The following is a 19,252-nucleotide window of genomic DNA, read 5'->3' on the forward strand; positions in this document are numbered from 1 at the left end:
TCGCAGGAGGTCCTGGCATGACCATCCCGTCCGATTTGGACATCTCCCGTGCGACAGAACTGCGCCCGATGGACGACATCGCAGCGCAGCTCGGCATCGGGGAACACCTGTTGGAGCCCTACGGGCGCAACGTCGCGAAGATCTCGCTCGACGCCATCGACGAGCTCTCCGACCGGCCGCGCGCCCGCTACGTCGTGGTCTCGGCCATCACCCCCACACCGCTGGGCGAGGGCAAGACGACCACGACCGTCGGGCTCGGGCAGGCGCTCAACCACATCGGCAAGCGCTCCACGGTCGCCGTTCGGCAGCCCTCGATGGGCCCGACCTTCGGCATCAAGGGCGGCGCGGCGGGCGGCGGCTACAGCCAGGTCGTCCCGATGGAGGCGCTGAACCTGCACCTCACCGGCGACATGCACGCGGTCACCGCGGCCCACAACCTGCTGTCGGCGATGGTCGACAACCACCTGCACAAGGGCAACGCGCTGGGCATCGACCCGCACCGGATCACCTGGCGCCGGGTGCTCGACGTCAACGACCGCGACCTGCGCAACATCGTCTCCGGTCTCGGCGGCAGGCAGGACGGCGGACCGCGCCAGACCGGTTTCGACATCACCGCGGCCAGCGAGGTGATGGCCGTGCTGGCGCTGTCGACCTCGCTGGCCGACCTGCGGCAGCGCCTCGGCCGCATCGTGGTCGGCTACAAGCCCGACGGCGAGCCGGTCACCGCCGAGCAGCTCAAGGCCGCGGGCGCGATGGCCGTGATCATGCGCGACGCGCTCAAGCCCAACCTCATGCAGACCACCGAGAACACGCCGGTGCTGGTGCACGCCGGGCCGTTCGGCAACATCGCGCACGGCAACTCCTCGATCGTCGCCGACCTGGTGGGCAGCCGCTGCACCGACTACCTCATCACCGAGGCGGGCTTCGGCGCGGACATGGGCGCCGAGCGGTTCTTCAACATCAAGTGCCGCACCTCCGGGCTGCAGCCGGACGCCGCCGTGCTCGTGGCGACGGTCCGCGCGCTCAAGGCGCACTCCGGGCGCTACAAGGTGGTGGCGGGCAAGCCGTTGCCGCCGGAGATGCTGGAGGAGAACCCCGACGACGTGCTCGCCGGTGCCGACAACCTGCGCAAGCAGATCGACAACATCCGGTTGCACGGTGTCTCCCCGGTGGTGGCGATCAACGCCTTCCCGAGCGACTTCACCAGCGAGCACGAGGCGATCCGGCAGGTCGCGGAGGCCGAGGGCGCGCACGTGGCGGTCAGCAACCACTTCACCGAGGGCGGCAAGGGCGGCGCCGAGCTCGCCGAAGCCGTCGTTGCGGCCTGCGAGGAACCGGCCGGTTTCCAGGTCCTCTACCCCGACGAGGCCGACCTGCGCACCAAGATCGAGACCATCGCGACGAAGGTCTACGGCGCCGACGGCGTCAGCTACGCACCGGCTGCGGCCAAGTCGATCGACAGCTACGAGGCCAACGGCTACGGCGACCTGCCGGTCTGCATCGCCAAGACGCACCTCTCGCTGAGCTCCGACCCGTCGTTGCTGGGCGCGCCCACGGGCTGGACCCTGCCGGTCCGCGAGGTCCGCGCGTCGGTCGGCGCGGGGTTCGTCTACCCGATCTGCGGGGACATGCGCACCATGCCGGGCCTCGGCTCCCATCCGCAGGCGGAGTCGATCGACCTCGACGCCGACGGCAACATCACCGGACTGATGTGAAGGTCGAGATCAGTACCGACAGCGCGGACGGTGCGGTGGCCGCGGACCGCCTCGGGGCCGACCGGATCGAGCTGTGCTCGGCCGGGGCGCTGGGCGGGCTGACGCCCGGGCCGGGGCTGCTGTCGGCGGTGCTCGACCGGTGCCACCGCAGCGCGGTGCACGTGTTGATCCGGCCTCGGGAGGGCGGGTTCGCGTACTCGCCCACCGAGGTCGCCGCGATGCGCGCCGACGTCCGGCACGCCGCGTCCGCGGGAGCGGCCGGTGTCGTCGTCGGGGCGCTCGGGCAGGACGGGCGGATCGACGCCGCCGTGCTCGGCGAGCTCATCGCCGAAGCCGGCGGCGTCCCGGTCGCCCTGCACCGGGCCGTCGACGTCTGCCCGGACCCGGTCGAGGCCGCCCACACCGCGGCTGAGCTGGGAATCCGGCGCATCCTCACCTCGGGCGGCGCGGCCCGCGCCGAGGACGGCGTCCCGGTGCTGCGGCGCATGGCGCGAGCGGGCGTCACCTTGACCGCGTGCGGCGGCATCCGCTCGCACAACGCCCGCGGCATCGCCGAAGCCACCGGCGTCGACGAGATCCACGCGGCACCCCGCCGGCAGGTCCCTTCCCCCGGCGGCCAGGTCGACTTCGGCCCCCACCACGTCCTCGACGAGACCGAAACACACGATCTGATCGCCGCGGCCCGCCCGATCGGCCAGGACCGGCTGTCGCGGTAGCCGCCCAGCGGCGTGATCGATCATGAGTTGTCAGACTTGGGATTCCTTGCAGATTGCGGCGGTAGCCGCTGTTTCAGGTGTGGGACTGCGCTGGCACCGCCGCGGGTTCTCACACGCCGTCTGGCGAGTACGCCGCGACGCCGTGTACTGGTCATACATGAGTCGTGGCGCACGGAGTCCAGACGGCGTGTGAGGTTCCGCTACCCGCACCGCTGAGCAAGGCGATTCTGAAATGACCCCTTAGGGTGACCGGGTGCCGAACTTCTCCCTCGAACGGCAAACGCTGCGGCCCTGCAAGCGAGTGCTGGTCCTCGCCGACAACGTCGTCGCCCTGACCCGGCTGCTGGACGTGGTGGAGATCTTCGAGGGAGACTTCCGGGTCGCGGTCGAATTCGCCTGGAACAGCGCTGACCCGACACCTGACGGGCTCTTCGAGCTGTTCGCGACCCAGGGCATCTTCCCGGTGCCGCAGGCCGAAATCCCGCGCCGCGAGTTCGATCTGGTGATCACCGCAGGCCACAGCGGACTCGAGTCAGCGCGTGGACCGGTTCTCTCCCTGGCACACGGAATTCGCTACACTAAACACTTTCCGGAACCCGGAACCCGGAACCCGGAACCCGGAACCCGGAACCCGGAACCCGAAACCCGGAACCCGAAACCCTTTCCGCGCCGCAGAAGCCTTCGGACTGGGCCCGGATCTCCTCCTGCGCGACGGTTCCCCGCTCCCCTCCCGGATCGCCCTGTCGCATCCCGAGCAGCTGACCCGGTTGCGCGAGGCGACACCGGCGGCGGCCGAGATCGCGTCGATCATCGGCGACCCCTGCTACGACCGGCTGCGCGCGAGCCTGCCGTGGCGACCGCGCTACCGGCACGCGCTGGACGCCGCCGGGAAGACGGTCATCGCGGTCAGCTCCACGTGGCGGGAGGACTCGCTGTTCGGTGACATCACCGAGCTCTACGAGCGGCTGCTGGCCGAGTTGCCCGCCGACGAGTTCACGATCGTCGCGATCCTGCACCCGCACATCGCCTACGAGCACGGCCCGCACGCCGTGCACCGCTGGCTGGCGCCGCACCGCCGCGCCGGACTGGTGGTGGTTCCGCCGGAGCGGGGTTGGCGGCCGGCGCTGGTGGCCTCCGACCTGCTCATCGGTGACCACGGATCGGTGACGACCTACGGTGCGGCGCTGGGCGTCCCGACGGTCCTGGCCGCGTTCCCGGAGTCCTCGGTGGCCCCCGGCTCAGCGGTCGCCCTGCTCGGCGAGCTCGCACCCCGGCTGGAGGTGGACCAGCCGGTGCTCCCGCAGCTGCGCAAGGCGCTGGCCGAACCGCTCCCCTCGGCAGAACTCCACGACGTCGTCACCTCCTGCCCGGATGAGGGCGCGCAGCGACTGCGCGCGCTGTGCTACTCGATGCTGGAGCTCGACGAACCCCGCACCGAGCCGGGGGTCCCGCCGGATCCGGTCACCGGATTGTCCGCGCCCCGGCGCCCGACGGCGGTGCACGCCACCGCATCGGTGCACGACGGCGGCGTGCGGGTGTGGCGTCATCCCGCGGAAATGCTGCGTCCGCGCGAGATCCCGGACCGCGGTCACCTCGTGGTCACCGCCGATCACCCGGGTCCACGACTGCGCGGAGTCGCCGACGTCCTCGTGCTCACCGAGGCGGCCGAGTGGGGGCCGGATGCCGAAACCTGGCTCGACCAGGCCTTTCTCACCCACCCGGGTCTGCAGCTCGCCGCCGCGGTGAGCGGCGCCGAGTGCGCGGTGGCCACCCGCGGCGGTGAACGGATCCGGTTGTCCGGACCGCACGATCCGGCCCTCTACGCCTCGGTCGTCTTCGAATGGATCGCCTCCGGCCGGGAACTCGCCGCGCTCCCCTCAACCGTGATGGTCAACGGGAGCGCGATCAGCGTCGGCTGACCGACCGGTCCCCGAGAACCGCACGGATTTCGGTGGCCTCCCTGCGGTGCGCGGCGGCCGCGTCCGCGTCGCCGCGACGCGCGCTGACCTCCGCCAGCAGCTCGAACGCCTCGGCCACGTCGCGGGGCATGTTCGCCGATCGGAACACCTCCAGAGCGAGGCCGCCCCACTCGCCGGCTTCCGCCAGGTCATCGGGCAGACTCGCCCAGCCGAGCCCCACCGCTGTCTTGCCCCGGTTGGCGGTCTCGCCGAGCGAGGTGAACAGCTCGTGCGCGGCGCGCAGTCGCGGCAGCGCCTCGTCGAAGCGGCCCAGCAGGATCAGCACTCGCCCGGAGTGCATCCGGTACAGCGCGGTCGGCCGGTCTCGCCGGTCCTCGGGGAAGCGGGACTCGACCACCGCGACCGACCGGTCGAAGCACTCCAGCGCCGCGTCGAACTCGCCGCGCCGCTCGTGGACGAGGCCCTGCCATTCGATCGCGCTCTGCTCACCCCAGGCGTCGTCGCCGCGCCCCGCGGTGTCCTGCGCCCGCTCGAACCGCTCCTGCGCCGCGTCGAGCTTTCCCAGCGCGAGGAGCGTGCTGCCGTGCTGCGAGAGCATCCGCACGAGCGCTCGCAGATCACCGAGCTCTTCGGCCGCGCGGAGCCCGACCTCGTGGATCTCCAGCAGATCGGCGAGGTGGCCTCGGTCCTTGTAGAACGGGAACAACGTCTCGCACAGCTGCCAGGCGCGATCGGGCAGTCCGGTCTCGGCGGCGATCATGACGTTGGCGGTCAGCGCCTCCCGCCCGGCGGTCAGATCGGCCAGCGCGCGCTCGGCCGCATCGTCGCCGGTGTAGGCGGGGACGACCGCGGCGTAGCGGTCGCTGAGCCGACGGCGCTGGGAGATCACGGCGTCCCGGGACATCGCGAAGTCGTGGTAGTGCTCGACCATCCGGCGACGCGCGGCACCGATGTCGTCCTCCGCGGTCAGCTTCTCGACGGCGTGCTGGCGCAGCAGCGCGTGGCAGCGGTACCGCCCGTCGGGGAGCCGGACCACGAGGTTCGCGCGGGACAGCCCGAGCAGCACTTCCTCGGTGTCGTCGATCTCCCAGCCCAGCAGCGCGGCAGCGGTCTCCAGGGCGAGTTCCGAGTCCGGGTGCAGACCGAGCAGCCGGTAGGCGCGCTTGCCTGCGGTGGACAGCGCGTCGTAACCGAGCTCGAAGGCGGTGAGCAACGCGTTCTCGCCGTCGATTTCCAGCCGGGGCAGCAGATCCGCGGTCAGCTTCTCGACGGCCTTGTCGATCGAGGCGCGTTCCCGGAGCTGCGCGGCCGCCACCCACAGCGCCATCGGATGCCGCCCGCACGCCTCGCTGAGCCTGCGCAGGGTGGCGTCGTCGGCCCGATCGCCCAGCGATCGGGAGAGCAGCGCGAGCGCGGAGTCGGGTTCGAACGGTTCCAGCCTCATCGGATGCACCCCACCGGAGAGGAAGGTCAGCGTCCGGCGACTGGTCACCAGCACGGCGCTGGTCGGCGAGGAGGGCAGCAGCGCCTGCACCTGCGCGGCGGTGGCCGCGTCGTCGAGGACGACCAGGATCCGCCGGTCGCGGGTGATCTCGCGGAACGCGGCAGCCCGCTCGTCCTCGGTCGCGGGCATCGCGCTGCCCGTGATCCCGAGACGCCCCAGGAATCCGGCCAGCACCTCACCCGGGGTCCGCGGCCCGTTCGGGTCGGAACCGCGCAGGTCGCCGACGAACACGCCGTCGTCGAAGTCCGCGCGCAGCCGGTGAGCCCAGCGCAGTGCGGTCAGCGTCTTGCCGATGCCGGGGATCCCGGAGAGCACGGCCACCACGGGAAGACCGGCCTGCTTGGCCTGCTCCCACAGCCGGTCGAGCTCACCGAGCTCGGCCGAGCGGTTGGTGAAGCCCTCGTGCGCCGGATCCCTGGGCAGCATGTCCGGGCGCGGCGGCTCCGCAGCGCCGGTCATCTGCATCACCAGCTGCTCCACGTTGCTCGCCTGAACGAGGTTCCGGACCGACCCGCTGTTCCAGTTGTCCGCATCCACGTCCGCGACCCTACCGGCCGGACACCACCCGCTGTGCCCGTTCGGGCACGGTCAGCAAGAACGAAGCCCGGACCGCGACGCTCTTCCCCACCCCGAAGGTCGCGCGGCTCCTCGTTCGAATTTCGCGCGAAATTCGAGTCGGATGTTTCGCCCTCGAATTTCGCGCGAAATTCGAATCCCTCGCGTGAACGGGGTGAGGCGGCGTGCCCTAGCGTGACCGGTATGGGAATCGTGCGGTCCGTGGTGTTGTTCGTGCTGGCCGCTGTCGCCGAGATCGGCGGGGCGTGGCTGGTCTGGCAGGGCGTGCGGGAGCACAAGGGCCTGCTGTGGATGGGTGCGGGCGTGGTCGCCCTCGGGATCTACGGGTTCGTCGCCACGCTGCAACCGGACGCGAACTTCGGGCGCATCCTGGCCGCCTACGGCGGTGTCTTCGTCGCCGGCTCACTGCTGTGGGGCGTTCTGCTCGACGGTTTCCGCCCGGACCGCTGGGACATCATCGGTGCGCTGATCTGCCTCGTCGGCGTCGCCGTGATCATGTACGCCCCGCGCCCGGCGTGAGCCTGTCGCTCACTCCGCCAAGGTGAGGTCTGCGAACCTGACCGGGAAGCCCGCGCCGTCCGGGGAGGCGCACATGGGGCCGGCCTGGGCCGGGACGTCCGGCGGGAAGTAGGCCATGCGGAGGATGTTCACGGGTTCGCCGTCCTCGGCGGCGCAGCGGACGTGGACGGCGTCCTCGAAGCGCTCGATCTCGACGGTCACCGACTCGACCTCGCCGTGGACCGCCGACAGCGGCAGCAGGCTCCAGTCGGAGTGCTCGCGGGTGACCACCGCCGACAGGTACTGCTCGCCGTCGACGTACTCGATGCCCGCCTTGATCCAGTTCCGCTCGTCGATGCGCAGCATCAGCCCGGCCTGGTCGTGCTGCTCGCGGTAGTCGCCGAAGAACCTGGTGCGCATCCGGAACTGGGCGCCGACCGGTTGCAGCAGGGCGTGCCCGGTGTCGCGGTTGAAGCCGTAGTGCGTGGTCTGCCAGAAGTCCGTGTTCGTGTCGCTGGTGACCGTCAGCCCGGCGTAGCTCAACCAGTTCGCCGGTTCGTTGAGCCACTGCCACCCGTTGAGCTCGAACAGCGTGAGATCTTCGGCTTGCTGCATTGCCCACCGCTCCGTTCGGTCCAGGCAACCGCCGTGGCGGTCCGCAATCCCCCCGACGCACCGTCAGGCAACGGAGGATACCGGGCGCGCGGAGCCGGAAGTGAGCACGCCTCGTGATCAGATGACCACCCGGAGTCGGGTCAGCGGACCACGGTGACCGGGCAGACCGCGTGGTGCACGATCTTCATCGCGACCGAGCCGACGAGCATCCCGGTGAACGCGCCGTGCCCCTTGTTGCCGACCACCATCAGGTCGGCCTGGCGGGACAGCTTGACGAACTCGTCGATGACCTGGCCCCGGATCAGCTTCGCCTGGATGTCGAGGCTCGGGAAGTCCGGCTTGACCTGGGCCATGGCCGAATCCAGGGCCTGCTTGCCCTGCTTCTCCAGTTCCGCGTCGGTCGACGGGAAGCGGTAGCCGAACTGGACGGGCTGGTGCCAGACCGTGACCGCGTGCACGATGCCGCCCACCTGCCGCACGTGGTCGGCGGCCCAGCGCAGCGCGCGCACCGATTCCTGAGATCCGTCCACTCCCACGACGACGGTCTGCGGCATGACGAAACCCCTTCACGAGTTGCCGTGATCTCGCCCGGATCGTAGGGCGGTTCCGGCGGACCCGCAGCGCGTCAGAGCTCGCCGACGTCGGTGATGCGGACGACCGCGCTCCCGGCTTCGTCGGAGGCCGCGAGGTCGACTTCGGCGCTGATGCCCCAGTCGTGGTCCTCGGCCGGGTCGGCGAAGATCTGCCGCACCAGCCAGCGCTCGGACTCCTCGGTGATCATGATCATCCGCGGGCCGCGCGCGTCCGGACCGATGCCGATCTCGTCGTGCTCGTCGAAGTAGTCCTCCAGCGCGCCCGCCCAGGCGTCGGCGTCCCAGCCCTCGTCCGCGTCGAGCTCGCCGAGCGCCTCGTAGCGTCGCAGCGCGGCGAGTTCGACGCGGCGGAACAGCGCGTTGCGGACCTGCACGCGGAAGGCGCGCAGGTTGCGGGTGACGCGCTCGGGCTCGACCGGTGCGGCCTTGGCGGGATCCTCGCCGGGGTGGCGCAGCTTCTCCCACTCGTCGAGGAGGCTGGAGTCGACCTGGCGGACCAGCTCGCCGAGCCACTCGATGATGTCGGTGAGCTCCTCGGTCTTGGCGTCGTCGGGCACCGTGTGCCGCAGCGCCTTGTAGACGTCGGCGAGGTAGCGCAGCACGAGCCCTTCGGAGCGGGCGAGCCCGTAGTGGTTGACGAACTCGACGAAGTTCATCGCCCGCTCGTACATGTCGCGCGCGACGGACTTCGGCGACAGCTCGTGCTCACCGACCCACGGGTGACCCTTGCTGTAGGTCTCGTACGCGGCTTCGAGGAGCTCTTCGAGCGGCTTGGGGTGGGTGATCTCCTCCAGCAGCTCCATGCGCTCGTCGTACTCGATGCCGTCGGCCTTCATCTGCGCGACGGCTTCACCGCGGGCCTTGAACTGCTGCTGCGACAACACCTGTCGCGGATCGTCCAACGTGGACTCGATGACGCTGAGCACGTCCAGCGCGTAGGTCGGCGACTCGGTGCCGAGCAGTTCGATGGCGGCCAGCGCGAACGGCGACAGCGGCTGGTTGAGCGCGAAGTCGAACTGCAGGTCCACCGTCACCCGGACCCTCCGGCCCTGGTCGTCGGGGGTGTCGAGCTGCTCGACGACGTCGGCGGCCAGCAGCGCCCGGTAGATCGCGATGGCCCGCAGGATGTGCCTGCGCTGGGTGGGCCGGTCCTCGTGGTTGTCCTCCAGCAGGTGGCGCATCGCCGAGAAGGCGTCCCCCGGCCGGTTGATCACGTTGAGCAGCATCGAGTGGCTGACGTTGAAGCTGGAGCGCAGCGGCTCCGGCTCGGCCTCCACCAGCTTCTCGAAGGTCTTCTCGCTCCACGACACGAAGCCCTCGGGAGCCTTCTTGCGCACCAGCTTGCGCTTCTTCTTCGGGTCGTCCCCGGCCTTGGCCAGCGCCCGCTCGTTCTCGATCTCGTGCTCCGGCGCCTGCACCACGACGAAACCGGCGGTGTCGTATCCCGCGCGACCGGCGCGACCGGCGATCTGGTGGAACTCGCGCGCCTTGAGGTGCCGGGTGCGGATCCCGTCGTACTTGGTCAGCCCGGTGATGAGCACGGTGCGGATCGGCACGTTGATGCCCACGCCGAGCGTGTCGGTGCCGCAGATGACCTTGAGCAGCCCGGCCTGCGCGAGCTGCTCCACCAGCCGCCGGTACTTGGGCAGCATCCCGGCGTGGTGCACGCCGATGCCGTGCCTGACCAGTCGCGACAGCGTCTTGCCGAAGCCCGCGGTGAACCGGAAGTCGCCGATCGCCTCGGCGATGGCGTCGCGCTGCTCGCGGGAGGCGACCTTGACGCTCATCAGCGCCTGCGCCTGCTCCAGCGCGGAGGCCTGGTTGAAGTAGACGACGTAGACCGGGGCCTGCTGGCCCGCGAGGAGTTCCTCGATGGTCTCGTGCAGCGGGGTCTTGGCGTAGCGGAAGTTCAGCGGGATGGGCCGCTCGGCGGAGGTGACCACCGCCGTGGTGCGGCCGGTGCGGCGGGTCAGGTCCTCCTCGAAGGAACTGACGTCGCCGAGCGTGGCCGACATGAGCACGAACTGGACGCGCGGCAGCTCCAGCAGCGGTACCTGCCAGGCCCAGCCGCGATCGGGTTCGGCGTAGAAGTGGAACTCGTCCATCACGACCTGGTCGACGTCGGCGTCCGCGCCGTCGCGCAACGCGATGTTGGCCAGGATCTCCGCGGTGCAGCAGATGATGGGCGCGTCGGCGTTGACGCTGGAGTCACCGGTCATCATGCCGACGTTCTCCGCGCCGAAGACGTCGACGAGGCTGAAGAACTTCTCCGAGACCAGCGCCTTGATCGGCGCGGTGTAGAAGCTGCGCTTGCCGGTGGCCAGGGCCGCGAAGTGCGCGCCGGTGGCCACCATGCTCTTACCCGATCCGGTGGGGGTCGACAGGATCACGTTCGCGCCGGTCACGACCTCCATCAGCGCTTCTTCCTGCGCCGGGTAGAGCTCGATCCCCAGTGAGATCGTCCATTCGACGAACGCCTCGAACTGGGCATCGGGATCGGGATCGCCGGCGGTGAGCGCTGGGAGCTGGTCGGTGAGCTTCATCGTCCCCCCATCGTCCCTGGCCACCCCCGGCGCTGGTCACCCGGGGTGGCCAGGCACGACCCTTCCTCCGGCCCGGTGTCGTTGCTGGTGGAAGACCCCGGTGATCAGCGACCATGGGAGATGGCCTCGATGTCGGGCGAGAGGAGGGGCGCCATGTCGACCCGCAACGTGCGCTTCGTCGGCGGGCCGCTGGACGGCAGAGTCCAGGACCTGCGCGACCACGAAGCAGTCGCAGGCCGCCTGCTCAAGCACATCCACCTGCACGACGGCCCGAAGATCGAAACCCAGTACGAACTCCACTACACCCCGGAGCACGGCTGGGTGTACCACCTCTGCGGCACCCAGCCGTAGCTGTGGAGAAACGCGCGACCGCCCCAGCGTCAGGCAAGCGACGCAGTCGCTTTTTCCGTGCCCCACCAGAGCAACCGGCACCGCCGCGGGTTCTCAGACGTCTTCTGGGGAGGACAGCCGACGTGTCGTGTTTGGCATACACAAGTCTCGGATCCCGGAGCCAGAAGGCGTCTGAGGTTCCGCTACCCGCACCGCCACGCACGACGACCACTGAGCAGTTGCCTGCGAAGCCACCACCAGCAAAAGTGAACGCCGTTTACCATTCAGAGACACGCGTCACAGATTTGATCGGTTTCACATCCGAATTGGCGGCTTACCATCCTCCGTATGGTGGCGCACTCGACGACGAGCGGCGGCCGGCCGGAGCTCCCGCTGGCTGCGGAGTTCCCGGAGCCGACCCGCGAGCAGTGGCAAGCCCAGGTCCACAAGGTGCTGGAACGATCCGGTCTGGTCGGTGATGAGCCGCCTGCCGGTCCGGTCGAGGACGTGCTGAACTCGACGACCCACGACGGCATCCGGGTGCGCCCGCTCTACACCTCCGCGCCCGCCGATCCGGGGCTTCCGGGCCTGGCGCCGTTCGTGCGCGGCAGCCGGCCGCAGGGCGGTGTCGCCGAGGGCTGGGACGTGCGCCAGCGCCACGAGCACCCCGACGCCGCCGAGACCAACCGCGAGGTCCTGGCCGACCTCTACAACGGCGTCTCCTCCCTCTGGCTGCGCCTGAGTGCGGCCGGGATCGCGATCGACGACCTCGCCGACGCCCTCAACGGCGTGCACCTGGACATGATCGGCGTGACGCTGGACGCGGGCGCGGATTTCGCCGCCGCCGCGAAGGCGTTCCTCGCCCTGGCCGCCGAGCAGGGCGTGCCCTCCGGTGAGCTGCGCGGCAACCTCGGCGCCGACCCGCTGGCCGTGCAGGCTCGCACCGGCCAGGCCGGTGACCGCGACGCCGCCGTCGAGCTCGCCCAGCGCTGCGCGGCCGAGTTCCCCCAGCTCACAGCACTGACGGTGGATGCACTGCCGTTCCACGACGCGGGTGGCTCCGACGCCGAGGAGCTGGGCTGCTCGCTGGCCGTCGGGGTGACCTACCTGCGGTGGCTGACCGAGGCCGGACTCGACGTCGACACCGCCGCCGGTCAGCTGGAGTTCCGCTACGCCGCCACCGCGGACCAGTTCCTGACCATCGCCAAGCTGCGCGCCGCCCGCCGCCTGTGGGAGCAGGTCACCCGCTCCTCCGGGGTGAGCGAGCAGGCCCGGGCGCAGACCCAGCACGCGGTGACCTCGCAGGCGATGCTGACCCGCCGCGACCCCTGGGTGAACATGCTGCGCGGCACCATCGCCACCTTCGCCGCCGGAGTCGGCGGGGCCCAGTCGGTCACGACGCTGCCGTTCGACGCCGCGATCGGCCTGCCGGACGACTTCGCCCGCCGCATCGCCCGCAACACCCAGGCGCTGCTGCTGGAGGAATCCCACCTCGCGCAGGTCATCGACCCCGCAGGCGGCTCCTGGTACGTCGAATCGCTGACCGACGAGCTCGCCCGCAAGGCGTGGTCGTGGTTCCAGCGCATCGAGGCCGTCGGCGGCATGCCGGAGGCCCTGCGGTCCGGGCTGGTGGCCGAGGAGATCGAGGACACCTGGCAGAACCGCCGCGAGGCGATCGCGCGCCGCAGCGACGCCATCACCGGGGTGACCGAGTTCCCGAACCTGCACGAGGCGCCGCTGGAGCGCACGCCCGCTCCGGAGCAGCCCGGCGGCGGCTTGCCGGTGCACCGCTACGCGGAGGACTTCGAGGCGCTGCGCGACGCCGCCGACGCGCGGCTGGCCGACACCGGTGAGCGCCCGGCGGTGTTCCTCGCGACGCTGGGGTCGCTGGCGGCGCACAACGCGCGGGCCTCGTTCGCCCGCAACCTGTTCGCCGCGGGCGGTCTGGAATCCACCGAAGCGGGTGCGACCGACTCGACCGACGCGGTGCTGGCCGCCTACGCGGGCGCCCCGGTGGTGTGCCTGTGCTCCAGCGACGAGATCTACGCCGAGCGCGCCGCCGAGACCGCGCAGGCGCTTCGGCAGGCCGGTGCGAAAACCGTTCTGCTGGCCGGGAAACCGAGCGACGTCGACGGCGTCGACGGCTACGTCCACGCCGGTTGCGACGCGCTGACCGTCCTCGACGCCGTGCACGCCGAGTTGGGAGTCCGACGATGACGCAGATCCCGAACTTCGCCGACGTCCCGCTGGACGCCCCGTCCGGCGCGGACGAGGACCGCTGGCGGTCGGAGGTCCTGGCGGCCACCGGCAAGGAGTCCGACGCGCTGGCGTGGGAGGCCCCGGAGGGCATCGACGTCAAGCCGCTCTACACCGCCTCCGATGTGGACGGTCTGGACTTCCTGTCGACCTACCCGGGTCTGGCGCCGTTCCTGCGCGGGCCGTACCCGACGATGTACGTCAACCAGCCCTGGACCGTGCGCCAGTACGCGGGTTTCTCCACCGCCGAGGCCTCCAACGCGTTCTACCGCCGCAACCTCGCCGCCGGGCAGAAGGGCCTGTCGGTCGCCTTCGACCTGGCGACCCACCGCGGCTACGACTCCGACCACCCGCGCGTCGGCGGTGACGTCGGCATGGCCGGTGTGGCGATCGACTCGATCCTGGACATGCGGCAGCTCTTCGACGGCATCCCGCTGGACAAGATGAGCGTGTCGATGACCATGAACGGCGCGGTGCTGCCCATCATGGCGCTGTTCATCGTCGCCGCCGAAGAGCAGGGTGTTGCACCGGAGCAGTTGGCCGGGACCATTCAGAACGACATCCTCAAGGAGTTCATGGTCCGCAACACCTACATCTACCCCCCGCAGCCCTCCATGCGGATCATCTCCGACATCTTCGCCTACACCAGCCAGAAGATGCCGAAGTTCAACTCCATCTCCATCTCCGGCTACCACATCCAGGAGGCCGGAGCCACCGCCGACCTCGAACTCGCCTACACCCTCGCCGACGGAGTCGAATACCTCCGCGCGGGCAAGCAGGCCGGGCTCGACATCGACGCGTTCGCGCCCCGGTTGTCGTTCTTCTGGGGCATCGGCATGAACTTCGCGATGGAGGTCGCGAAACTCCGCGCCGCGCGCCTGCTCTGGTCCAAGCTCGTCAAGCAGTTCGAGCCGACCAACCCGAAATCGCTGTCGCTGCGCACGCACTCGCAGACCTCCGGCTGGTCGCTGACCGCCCAGGACGTCTACAACAACGTCGCCCGCACCTGCGTCGAAGCCATGGCCGCCACCCAGGGACACACCCAGTCCCTGCACACCAACGCCCTCGACGAAGCGCTGGCCCTGCCCACGGACTTCTCCGCGCGCATCGCCCGCAACACCCAGCTGGTGCTGCAGCAGGAATCCGGCACCACCCGCGTCATCGACCCCTGGGGCGGCAGCTACTACCTGGAGAAGCTCACCCAGGACCTGGCCGAACGCGCCTGGGCCCACATCACCGAGGTCGAGGACGCGGGCGGCATGGCCCAGGCCATCGACGCCGGCATCCCCAAGCTGCGCATCGAGGAAGCCGCCGCCCGCACCCAGGCGCGCATCGACTCCGGACGTCAGCCGCTCATCGGCGTCAACAAGTACCGCTACGACGGCGACGAGCAGATCGAGGTCCTCAAGGTCGACAACGCCGACGTCCGCAACCAGCAGCTGGACAAGCTCCGCCGGTTGCGGGACGAGCGCGACACCGCGGCCTGCGAGGACGCGCTGCGCAAGCTGACCGCGGCCGCCGAGGCCTCGCTGTCCTACGAGCGGCCCAACGACCTCGCCCACAACCTCCTCGCGCTCGCCGTCGACGCCGCCCGCGCCAAGGCCACCGTCGGGGAGATCTCCGACGCGCTGGAGAAGGTCTTCGGCCGCCACTCCGGCCAGATCCGTACGATCTCCGGCGTGTACCGGGAGGAATCGGGCCCGTCCGAGCAGCTCGAATCGGCCCGCCAGCAGGTCGAGGACTTCGCCGAGGCCGAAGGCCGCCGACCGAGGATCCTCGTCGCCAAGATGGGCCAGGACGGCCACGACCGCGGCCAGAAGGTCATCGCCACCGCCTTCGCCGACCTCGGCTTCGACGTCGACGTGGGTCCGCTGTTCCAGACCCCCACCGAGGTCGCGCGCCAGGCCGCCGAAGCCGACGTGCACATCGTCGGGGTCTCCAGCCTCGCCGCCGGACACCTCACCCTGGTGCCCGCGCTGCGCGAGGAACTGGCCGCGATCGGCCGCGAGGACATCATGATCGTCGTCGGCGGCGTCATCCCGCCCGCCGACTTCGACGCGCTGCGCCGAGCCGGAGCCTCGGCCATCTTCCCGCCCGGCACCGTCATCGCCGACGCCGCCTCCGGCCTCCTCGACGAACTCCGAACCCGCCTCGAGCACTGATGCCGCGCAAGATCGACATCCACGACTACGCCCAGGGCGTCCTCGACGGCTCGCGCACCAAGCTCGCGCAGGCCATCACCCTGGTGGAGTCCACCCGCGCCGACCACCGCGCGCTGACCCAGGAGCTGCTCACCGAGCTGCTCCCGCACACCGGCGGTGCGCACCGGATCGGCATCACCGGGGTGCCCGGCGTGGGCAAGTCGACGTTCATCGAGGCGCTCGGCTCGATGCTCACCGAGCAGGGGCACCGGGTCGCGGTGCTGGCCGTCGACCCGTCGTCGACGCGCAGCGGCGGCAGCATCCTCGGCGACAAGACCCGCATGGGCCGGCTCGCCTCGGACCCCTCGGCGTTCGTGCGGCCCTCACCGTCGGCGGGCACGCTCGGCGGCGTCGCCCGCGCCACGCGCGAGACGATCCTGCTGATGGAAGCCGCCGGCTACGACGTGGTGCTGGTGGAGACCGTCGGCGTCGGGCAGTCCGAGGTGACGGTGGCCGGGATGGTCGACTGCTTCCTGCTGCTGTCGCTGGCCCGCACCGGTGACCAGCTGCAGGGCATCAAGAAGGGCGTGCTGGAGCTCGCCGACATCATCGCCGTCAACAAGGCCGACGGCGAGCACGAGACGGAGGCCAAGAAGGCCGCCCGCGAGCTCCGCAGCGCCCTGCGACTGCTCACCCCGGTCAGCGCCTCCTGGACTCCCCCGGTCCTGACCTGCAGCGGCCTGCGGTCGCTGGGCCTGGACACCCTCTGGGAGCAGATCCGCCGGCACCGCGAGACGCTGTCGGAATCCGGCGAACTGGCGGCCAAGCGCAGCAGGCAGCAGATCGAGTGGACCTGGTCGATGGTCCGGGACCAGCTCATCGCCGACCTCACCCACGACCCCGAGGTCCAGTCGGTCCTGCCCACCCTCGAATCCCAGGTCGCCGAAGGCACACTCCCCCCGGCCCAAGCAGCCCACACCCTGCTCAAGACCTTCCGCCGAACCTGACGCCCCTCCCCGTCCGCCACTCCCCTCCGAGCGTCACCCCCACCGCGCGGTCCCCGAATTCAGTGGAAGTGGGGGTCTCCGTCGGGATTGGGGGTGGGCCCCGGCCCCGGGGGGGTGGTGCGGGTGGGGTCGGGGCCGATACTGGGGTCGTCATGGCGTCGTGTCGTGCGAATCGAGATGGTGAACGTATGCGGATCGGCGTGGATCCGGACTCCGATGTCCCGCCCTTCGAGCAGGTGCGGTCCAGCATCGCCGAGCAGATCACCGCTGGAGAGCTGGCGGTCGGGACGAAACTGCCCACCGTGCGGGCCCTGGCGAGCGACCTGGGGATCGCGGCGAACACCGCGGCGAAGGCCTACCGGGAGCTCGAACAAGCCGGGTTGATCGAAACACGCGGCAGAGCAGGCACTTTCGTCAGCGATGCGGGCGACCAGGCCGCCGCGCGAGCCGCCGAAGCCGCCGCGACCTACGCGCAGATCACCCAGGCGCTGGGCATCCCCAAGACCGAAGCGCTCGCGATCGTGCAGGCCGCGCTCAAGGCCTAGGGCTCCGCGAAGACCGCGCCGAGCGACGCGCCTCCTAACCGACCTCGGCCTGCAGGCCTCGCATCGTCGCGATCTCGTCCTGCTGGGTGACCAGGACGTCCTGGGCCATCTCGTGGACCTGCTCGTCGCGGCCGGTGGACAGCAGCTGCGTCGCCATCGTCACCGCGCCCTCGTGGTGAGCGATCATCAGGTGCAGGAACATCCGGTCGTAGTCGGCGCCGCGCGACGCCGCCAGCTGGGCCAGCTGCTCCGGCGTGGCCATGCCCGGCATCGTCGCGTGGTCGTGCCCGTGATGCCCGGCGTGCTCGGCGCCGTGGGTGTTGAGCCAGCCCTGCATCATCCCGATCTCCGGGCCCTGCGCGCCGCTGATGCGGTCCGACAGGGCCCGCAGCTTCGGGTTCTGCGCGCGCTCGCCGGTCAGCGCGGTCATCTCCACCGCCTGCTGGTGGTGGGCGATCATGTTGCGCAGGTAGTCGACCTCGGTCTGGCTCGCGCCGCCGCGATCGGGGGCCGCGCTGGCCACGACCTGCGGCTGGTCGCCCGGAGCGCCGGGCAGCACGACCGGCGGGCCGGACGGCGCGGGCGGTTCCGCCGCGCACCCCGCCAGCACGCCCGCTGCCAGCAGAATTCCGCCTAGCGACATCCGCAACATCGTCGTCCCTTCTGGGAAAAACGTGGAAAAACTGCCGAAAAAGCCTATTCCGACTAGAATCTGGCAACACGATACTGGGCAGATGCGGTCGTCCGAAACCGCTGTCGACGGCTGCCCAGGTGTGGCGGCGGCGACTTCGTCGAACCAGGGGGTTGATCGGTCTTGATCCCTCAGTCCACCGGCCGGAGGCGCGCGCTGGGCGCGGCCATCGGAGCGCTGGTGCTGGGCTTATCGCTCGCACCTGCGACGGCCGCGACACCGCCGAGCGACGGTCCCGAGCAGTACTCCGCTCAGCAGGTCCCGGCACCGAAATCCGAGATCGACAAGAGCGAGAACATCGATCACGTGGCGAACCTGCCCAAGCAGGCGCCCTTCAACACCTTGGACGCCTACGGCACCGACATCGCGTTCAAGCAGAACATCGCCTACGTCGGCAACTACGACGGTTTCGTCGTCTACGACATCGCGAACCCGAAGAAGCCGCGCATCATCACGCAGGTGCAGTGCCCCGGCGGGCAGGGCGACATGTCCATCTCGGGCAACCTGCTGTTCGTCTCGACGGACTACCCGCGCAGCAACAACACCTGCACCAGCGAGGAGACCGACTCCGCCGACCCCAACGGCTGGGAGGGCATGAAGGTCTTCGACGTCAGCGACCCGGCCAAGCCGCGCTACGTCTCGGCGATCGCGACCGACTGCGGTTCGCACACCCACACGCTCGTGCCGGACAAGGCCGGCGAGGCGGTGTACCTCTACGTCTCGTCCTACGGCCCGAAGGCGGAGTTCCCGAACTGCCAGCCGCCGCACGACAAGATCTCCATCATCAAGGTGCCGCTGGCCAACCCGGCCGCTCCCGAGCTGATCAAGGCCCCGGTGCTGTTCCCGGACGGCGGCAACCCGGGTTCCCCGGACGGCATCAGCGCCACCACCGGCTGCCACGACATCACCGCGTTCCCGTCCAAGGACCTCGCGGCGGGCGCGTGCATGGGTGACGGCGTGCTGTTCGACATCTCCGACCGGGAGAACCCGCGCGTGATCAACCAGGTCCGCGACGACACGAACTTCGCGTTCTGGCACAGCGCCACGTTCAACAACGAGGGCACCAAGGTCATCTTCACCGACGAGCTCGGCGGTGGCGGTGCCGCGACCTGCAACGAGGCCACCGGCCCGACGCGCGGTGCCAACGGGATCTACGACATCACCGGCTCCGGCGCCGACTCGAAGCTGGCGTTCAAGAGCTACTACAAGATCCCGCGCCACCAGGCCGACACCGAGAACTGCGTGGCGCACAACGGATCGCTGATCCCGGTCGCGGGCGGCGACTTCATGGTCCAGGCGTGGTACCAGGGCGGGATCTCGGTGTTCGACTTCACCGATTCCACCAAGCCGCAGGAGATCGCCTACTTCGACCGCTCGGCGTTCAACCCGAACGAGCTGCAGCTGGCGGGTTCGTGGTCGGCGTACTACTACAACGGCCACATCTACTCCAGCGGCATCCAGGAGGGCCTGGACGTCCTCGACCTGCGGGACAAGAGGACCGACTCCGCCAAGAAGGTCCGCTACGAGGAGTTCAACCCCCAGACCCAGCCCGTCTACCAGAACTGATCCCCGATGCGTCGGCCCCCACCGCAGGAACCGCGGT

General features: G+C 70.2%; 15 protein-coding genes. 10 read left to right on the top strand and 5 right to left on the bottom strand.

The genetic code is table 11. The features are described 5' to 3' along the window. Positions 1–17 precede the first annotated feature (17 nt). The 3 genes from KBO27_RS11945 to KBO27_RS11955 all read left to right on the top strand — a co-directional run bounded on the left by KBO27_RS11945 (position 18) and on the right by KBO27_RS11955 (position 4,350). Positions 18–1,715: a formate--tetrahydrofolate ligase gene (locus KBO27_RS11945; RefSeq protein ID WP_210970055.1), complete on the top strand. Its 1,698-nt coding sequence runs from the start codon at positions 18–20 to the stop codon at positions 1,713–1,715. Then, entirely contained in the window at positions 1,712–2,431 is a 720-nt protein-coding gene (locus KBO27_RS11950) for a copper homeostasis protein CutC (RefSeq protein ID WP_210970056.1), read from the top strand. Before KBO27_RS11945 ends, KBO27_RS11950 begins: the two co-directional genes overlap by 4 nt. Positions 2,432–3,198: 767 nt before the next feature. Then, on the top strand, positions 3,199–4,350 hold the full coding sequence (locus KBO27_RS11955; RefSeq protein ID WP_210970057.1) for a hypothetical protein: 1,152 nt from the start codon (positions 3,199–3,201) through the stop codon (positions 4,348–4,350). On the opposite strand, the gene KBO27_RS11960 is transcribed toward KBO27_RS11955, so the two are convergent. Continuing rightward, entirely contained in the window at positions 4,337–6,391 is a 2,055-nt protein-coding gene (locus tag KBO27_RS11960) for a tetratricopeptide repeat protein (RefSeq protein ID WP_210970058.1), read from the bottom strand. The two genes, KBO27_RS11955 and KBO27_RS11960, sit on opposite strands and share 14 nt — an antisense overlap. Before the next feature lie 222 nt (positions 6,392–6,613). On the opposite strand from KBO27_RS11960, the gene KBO27_RS11965 reads away from it, so the two are divergent. Next, positions 6,614–6,949 (top strand): YnfA family protein, encoded by a 336-nt coding sequence (locus KBO27_RS11965; protein ID WP_210970059.1) that lies wholly within the window; start codon positions 6,614–6,616, stop codon positions 6,947–6,949. A 9-nt stretch (positions 6,950–6,958) separates the two neighbouring features. Here the strand turns inward: KBO27_RS11965 and KBO27_RS11970 are convergent, their stop codons facing one another. From KBO27_RS11970 to KBO27_RS11980, 3 genes are all read right to left on the bottom strand, one after another. Further along, positions 6,959–7,543: a DUF1349 domain-containing protein gene (locus tag KBO27_RS11970; RefSeq protein ID WP_210970060.1), complete on the bottom strand. Its 585-nt coding sequence runs from the start codon at positions 7,541–7,543 to the stop codon at positions 6,959–6,961. Positions 7,544–7,683: 140 nt separating this feature from the next. Further along, positions 7,684–8,097, bottom strand: coding sequence for a universal stress protein (locus tag KBO27_RS11975; protein ID WP_210970061.1), 414 nt, complete (start codon positions 8,095–8,097; stop codon positions 7,684–7,686). 71 nt (positions 8,098–8,168) lie between these two features. Beyond that, on the bottom strand, positions 8,169–10,679 hold the full coding sequence (locus tag KBO27_RS11980; RefSeq protein WP_210970062.1) for a DEAD/DEAH box helicase: 2,511 nt from the start codon (positions 10,677–10,679) through the stop codon (positions 8,169–8,171). A gap of 153 nt (positions 10,680–10,832) precedes the next feature. On the opposite strand from KBO27_RS11980, the gene KBO27_RS11985 reads away from it, so the two are divergent. The 5 genes from KBO27_RS11985 to KBO27_RS12005 all read left to right on the top strand — a co-directional run bounded on the left by KBO27_RS11985 (position 10,833) and on the right by KBO27_RS12005 (position 16,958). Beyond that, positions 10,833–11,030 carry a DUF8847 domain-containing protein gene (locus tag KBO27_RS11985; protein WP_132679406.1) on the top strand — a complete coding sequence of 66 codons (198 nt, stop codon included), beginning with the start codon at positions 10,833–10,835 and terminating at the stop codon, positions 11,028–11,030. 327 nt (positions 11,031–11,357) lie between these two features. Next, complete coding sequence (gene mutA / locus KBO27_RS11990; RefSeq protein WP_210970063.1) at positions 11,358–13,226, top strand: methylmalonyl-CoA mutase small subunit; 1,869 nt, start codon at positions 11,358–11,360, stop codon at positions 13,224–13,226. Further along, positions 13,223–15,427: a methylmalonyl-CoA mutase gene (gene scpA, locus KBO27_RS11995; protein WP_210970064.1), complete on the top strand. Its 2,205-nt coding sequence runs from the start codon at positions 13,223–13,225 to the stop codon at positions 15,425–15,427. Before mutA ends, scpA begins: the two co-directional genes overlap by 4 nt. Further along, positions 15,427–16,413 (top strand): methylmalonyl Co-A mutase-associated GTPase MeaB, encoded by a 987-nt coding sequence (gene meaB, locus KBO27_RS12000; RefSeq protein ID WP_210970065.1) that lies wholly within the window; start codon positions 15,427–15,429, stop codon positions 16,411–16,413. Before scpA ends, meaB begins: the two co-directional genes overlap by 1 nt. A gap of 188 nt (positions 16,414–16,601) precedes the next feature. Further along, positions 16,602–16,958: a GntR family transcriptional regulator gene (locus KBO27_RS12005; RefSeq protein WP_210970066.1), complete on the top strand. Its 357-nt coding sequence runs from the start codon at positions 16,602–16,604 to the stop codon at positions 16,956–16,958. Positions 16,959–16,992: 34 nt separating this feature from the next. On the opposite strand, the gene KBO27_RS12010 is transcribed toward KBO27_RS12005, so the two are convergent. Further along, positions 16,993–17,601, bottom strand: a complete 609-nt coding sequence (locus KBO27_RS12010) for a DUF305 domain-containing protein (RefSeq protein WP_246536897.1) — start codon at positions 17,599–17,601, stop codon at positions 16,993–16,995. 174 nt (positions 17,602–17,775) lie between these two features. Between KBO27_RS12010 and KBO27_RS12015 the strand changes: the two genes are divergently transcribed. Continuing rightward, positions 17,776–19,215 carry an LVIVD repeat-containing protein gene (locus tag KBO27_RS12015; RefSeq protein ID WP_210970340.1) on the top strand — a complete coding sequence of 480 codons (1,440 nt, stop codon included), beginning with the start codon at positions 17,776–17,778 and terminating at the stop codon, positions 19,213–19,215. The last annotated feature ends 37 nt before the right edge of the window (positions 19,216–19,252 follow it).

Source organism: Saccharopolyspora endophytica (genome assembly GCF_018070075.1).
GTDB classification, from domain to species: domain Bacteria; phylum Actinomycetota; class Actinomycetes; order Mycobacteriales; family Pseudonocardiaceae; genus Saccharopolyspora; species Saccharopolyspora endophytica.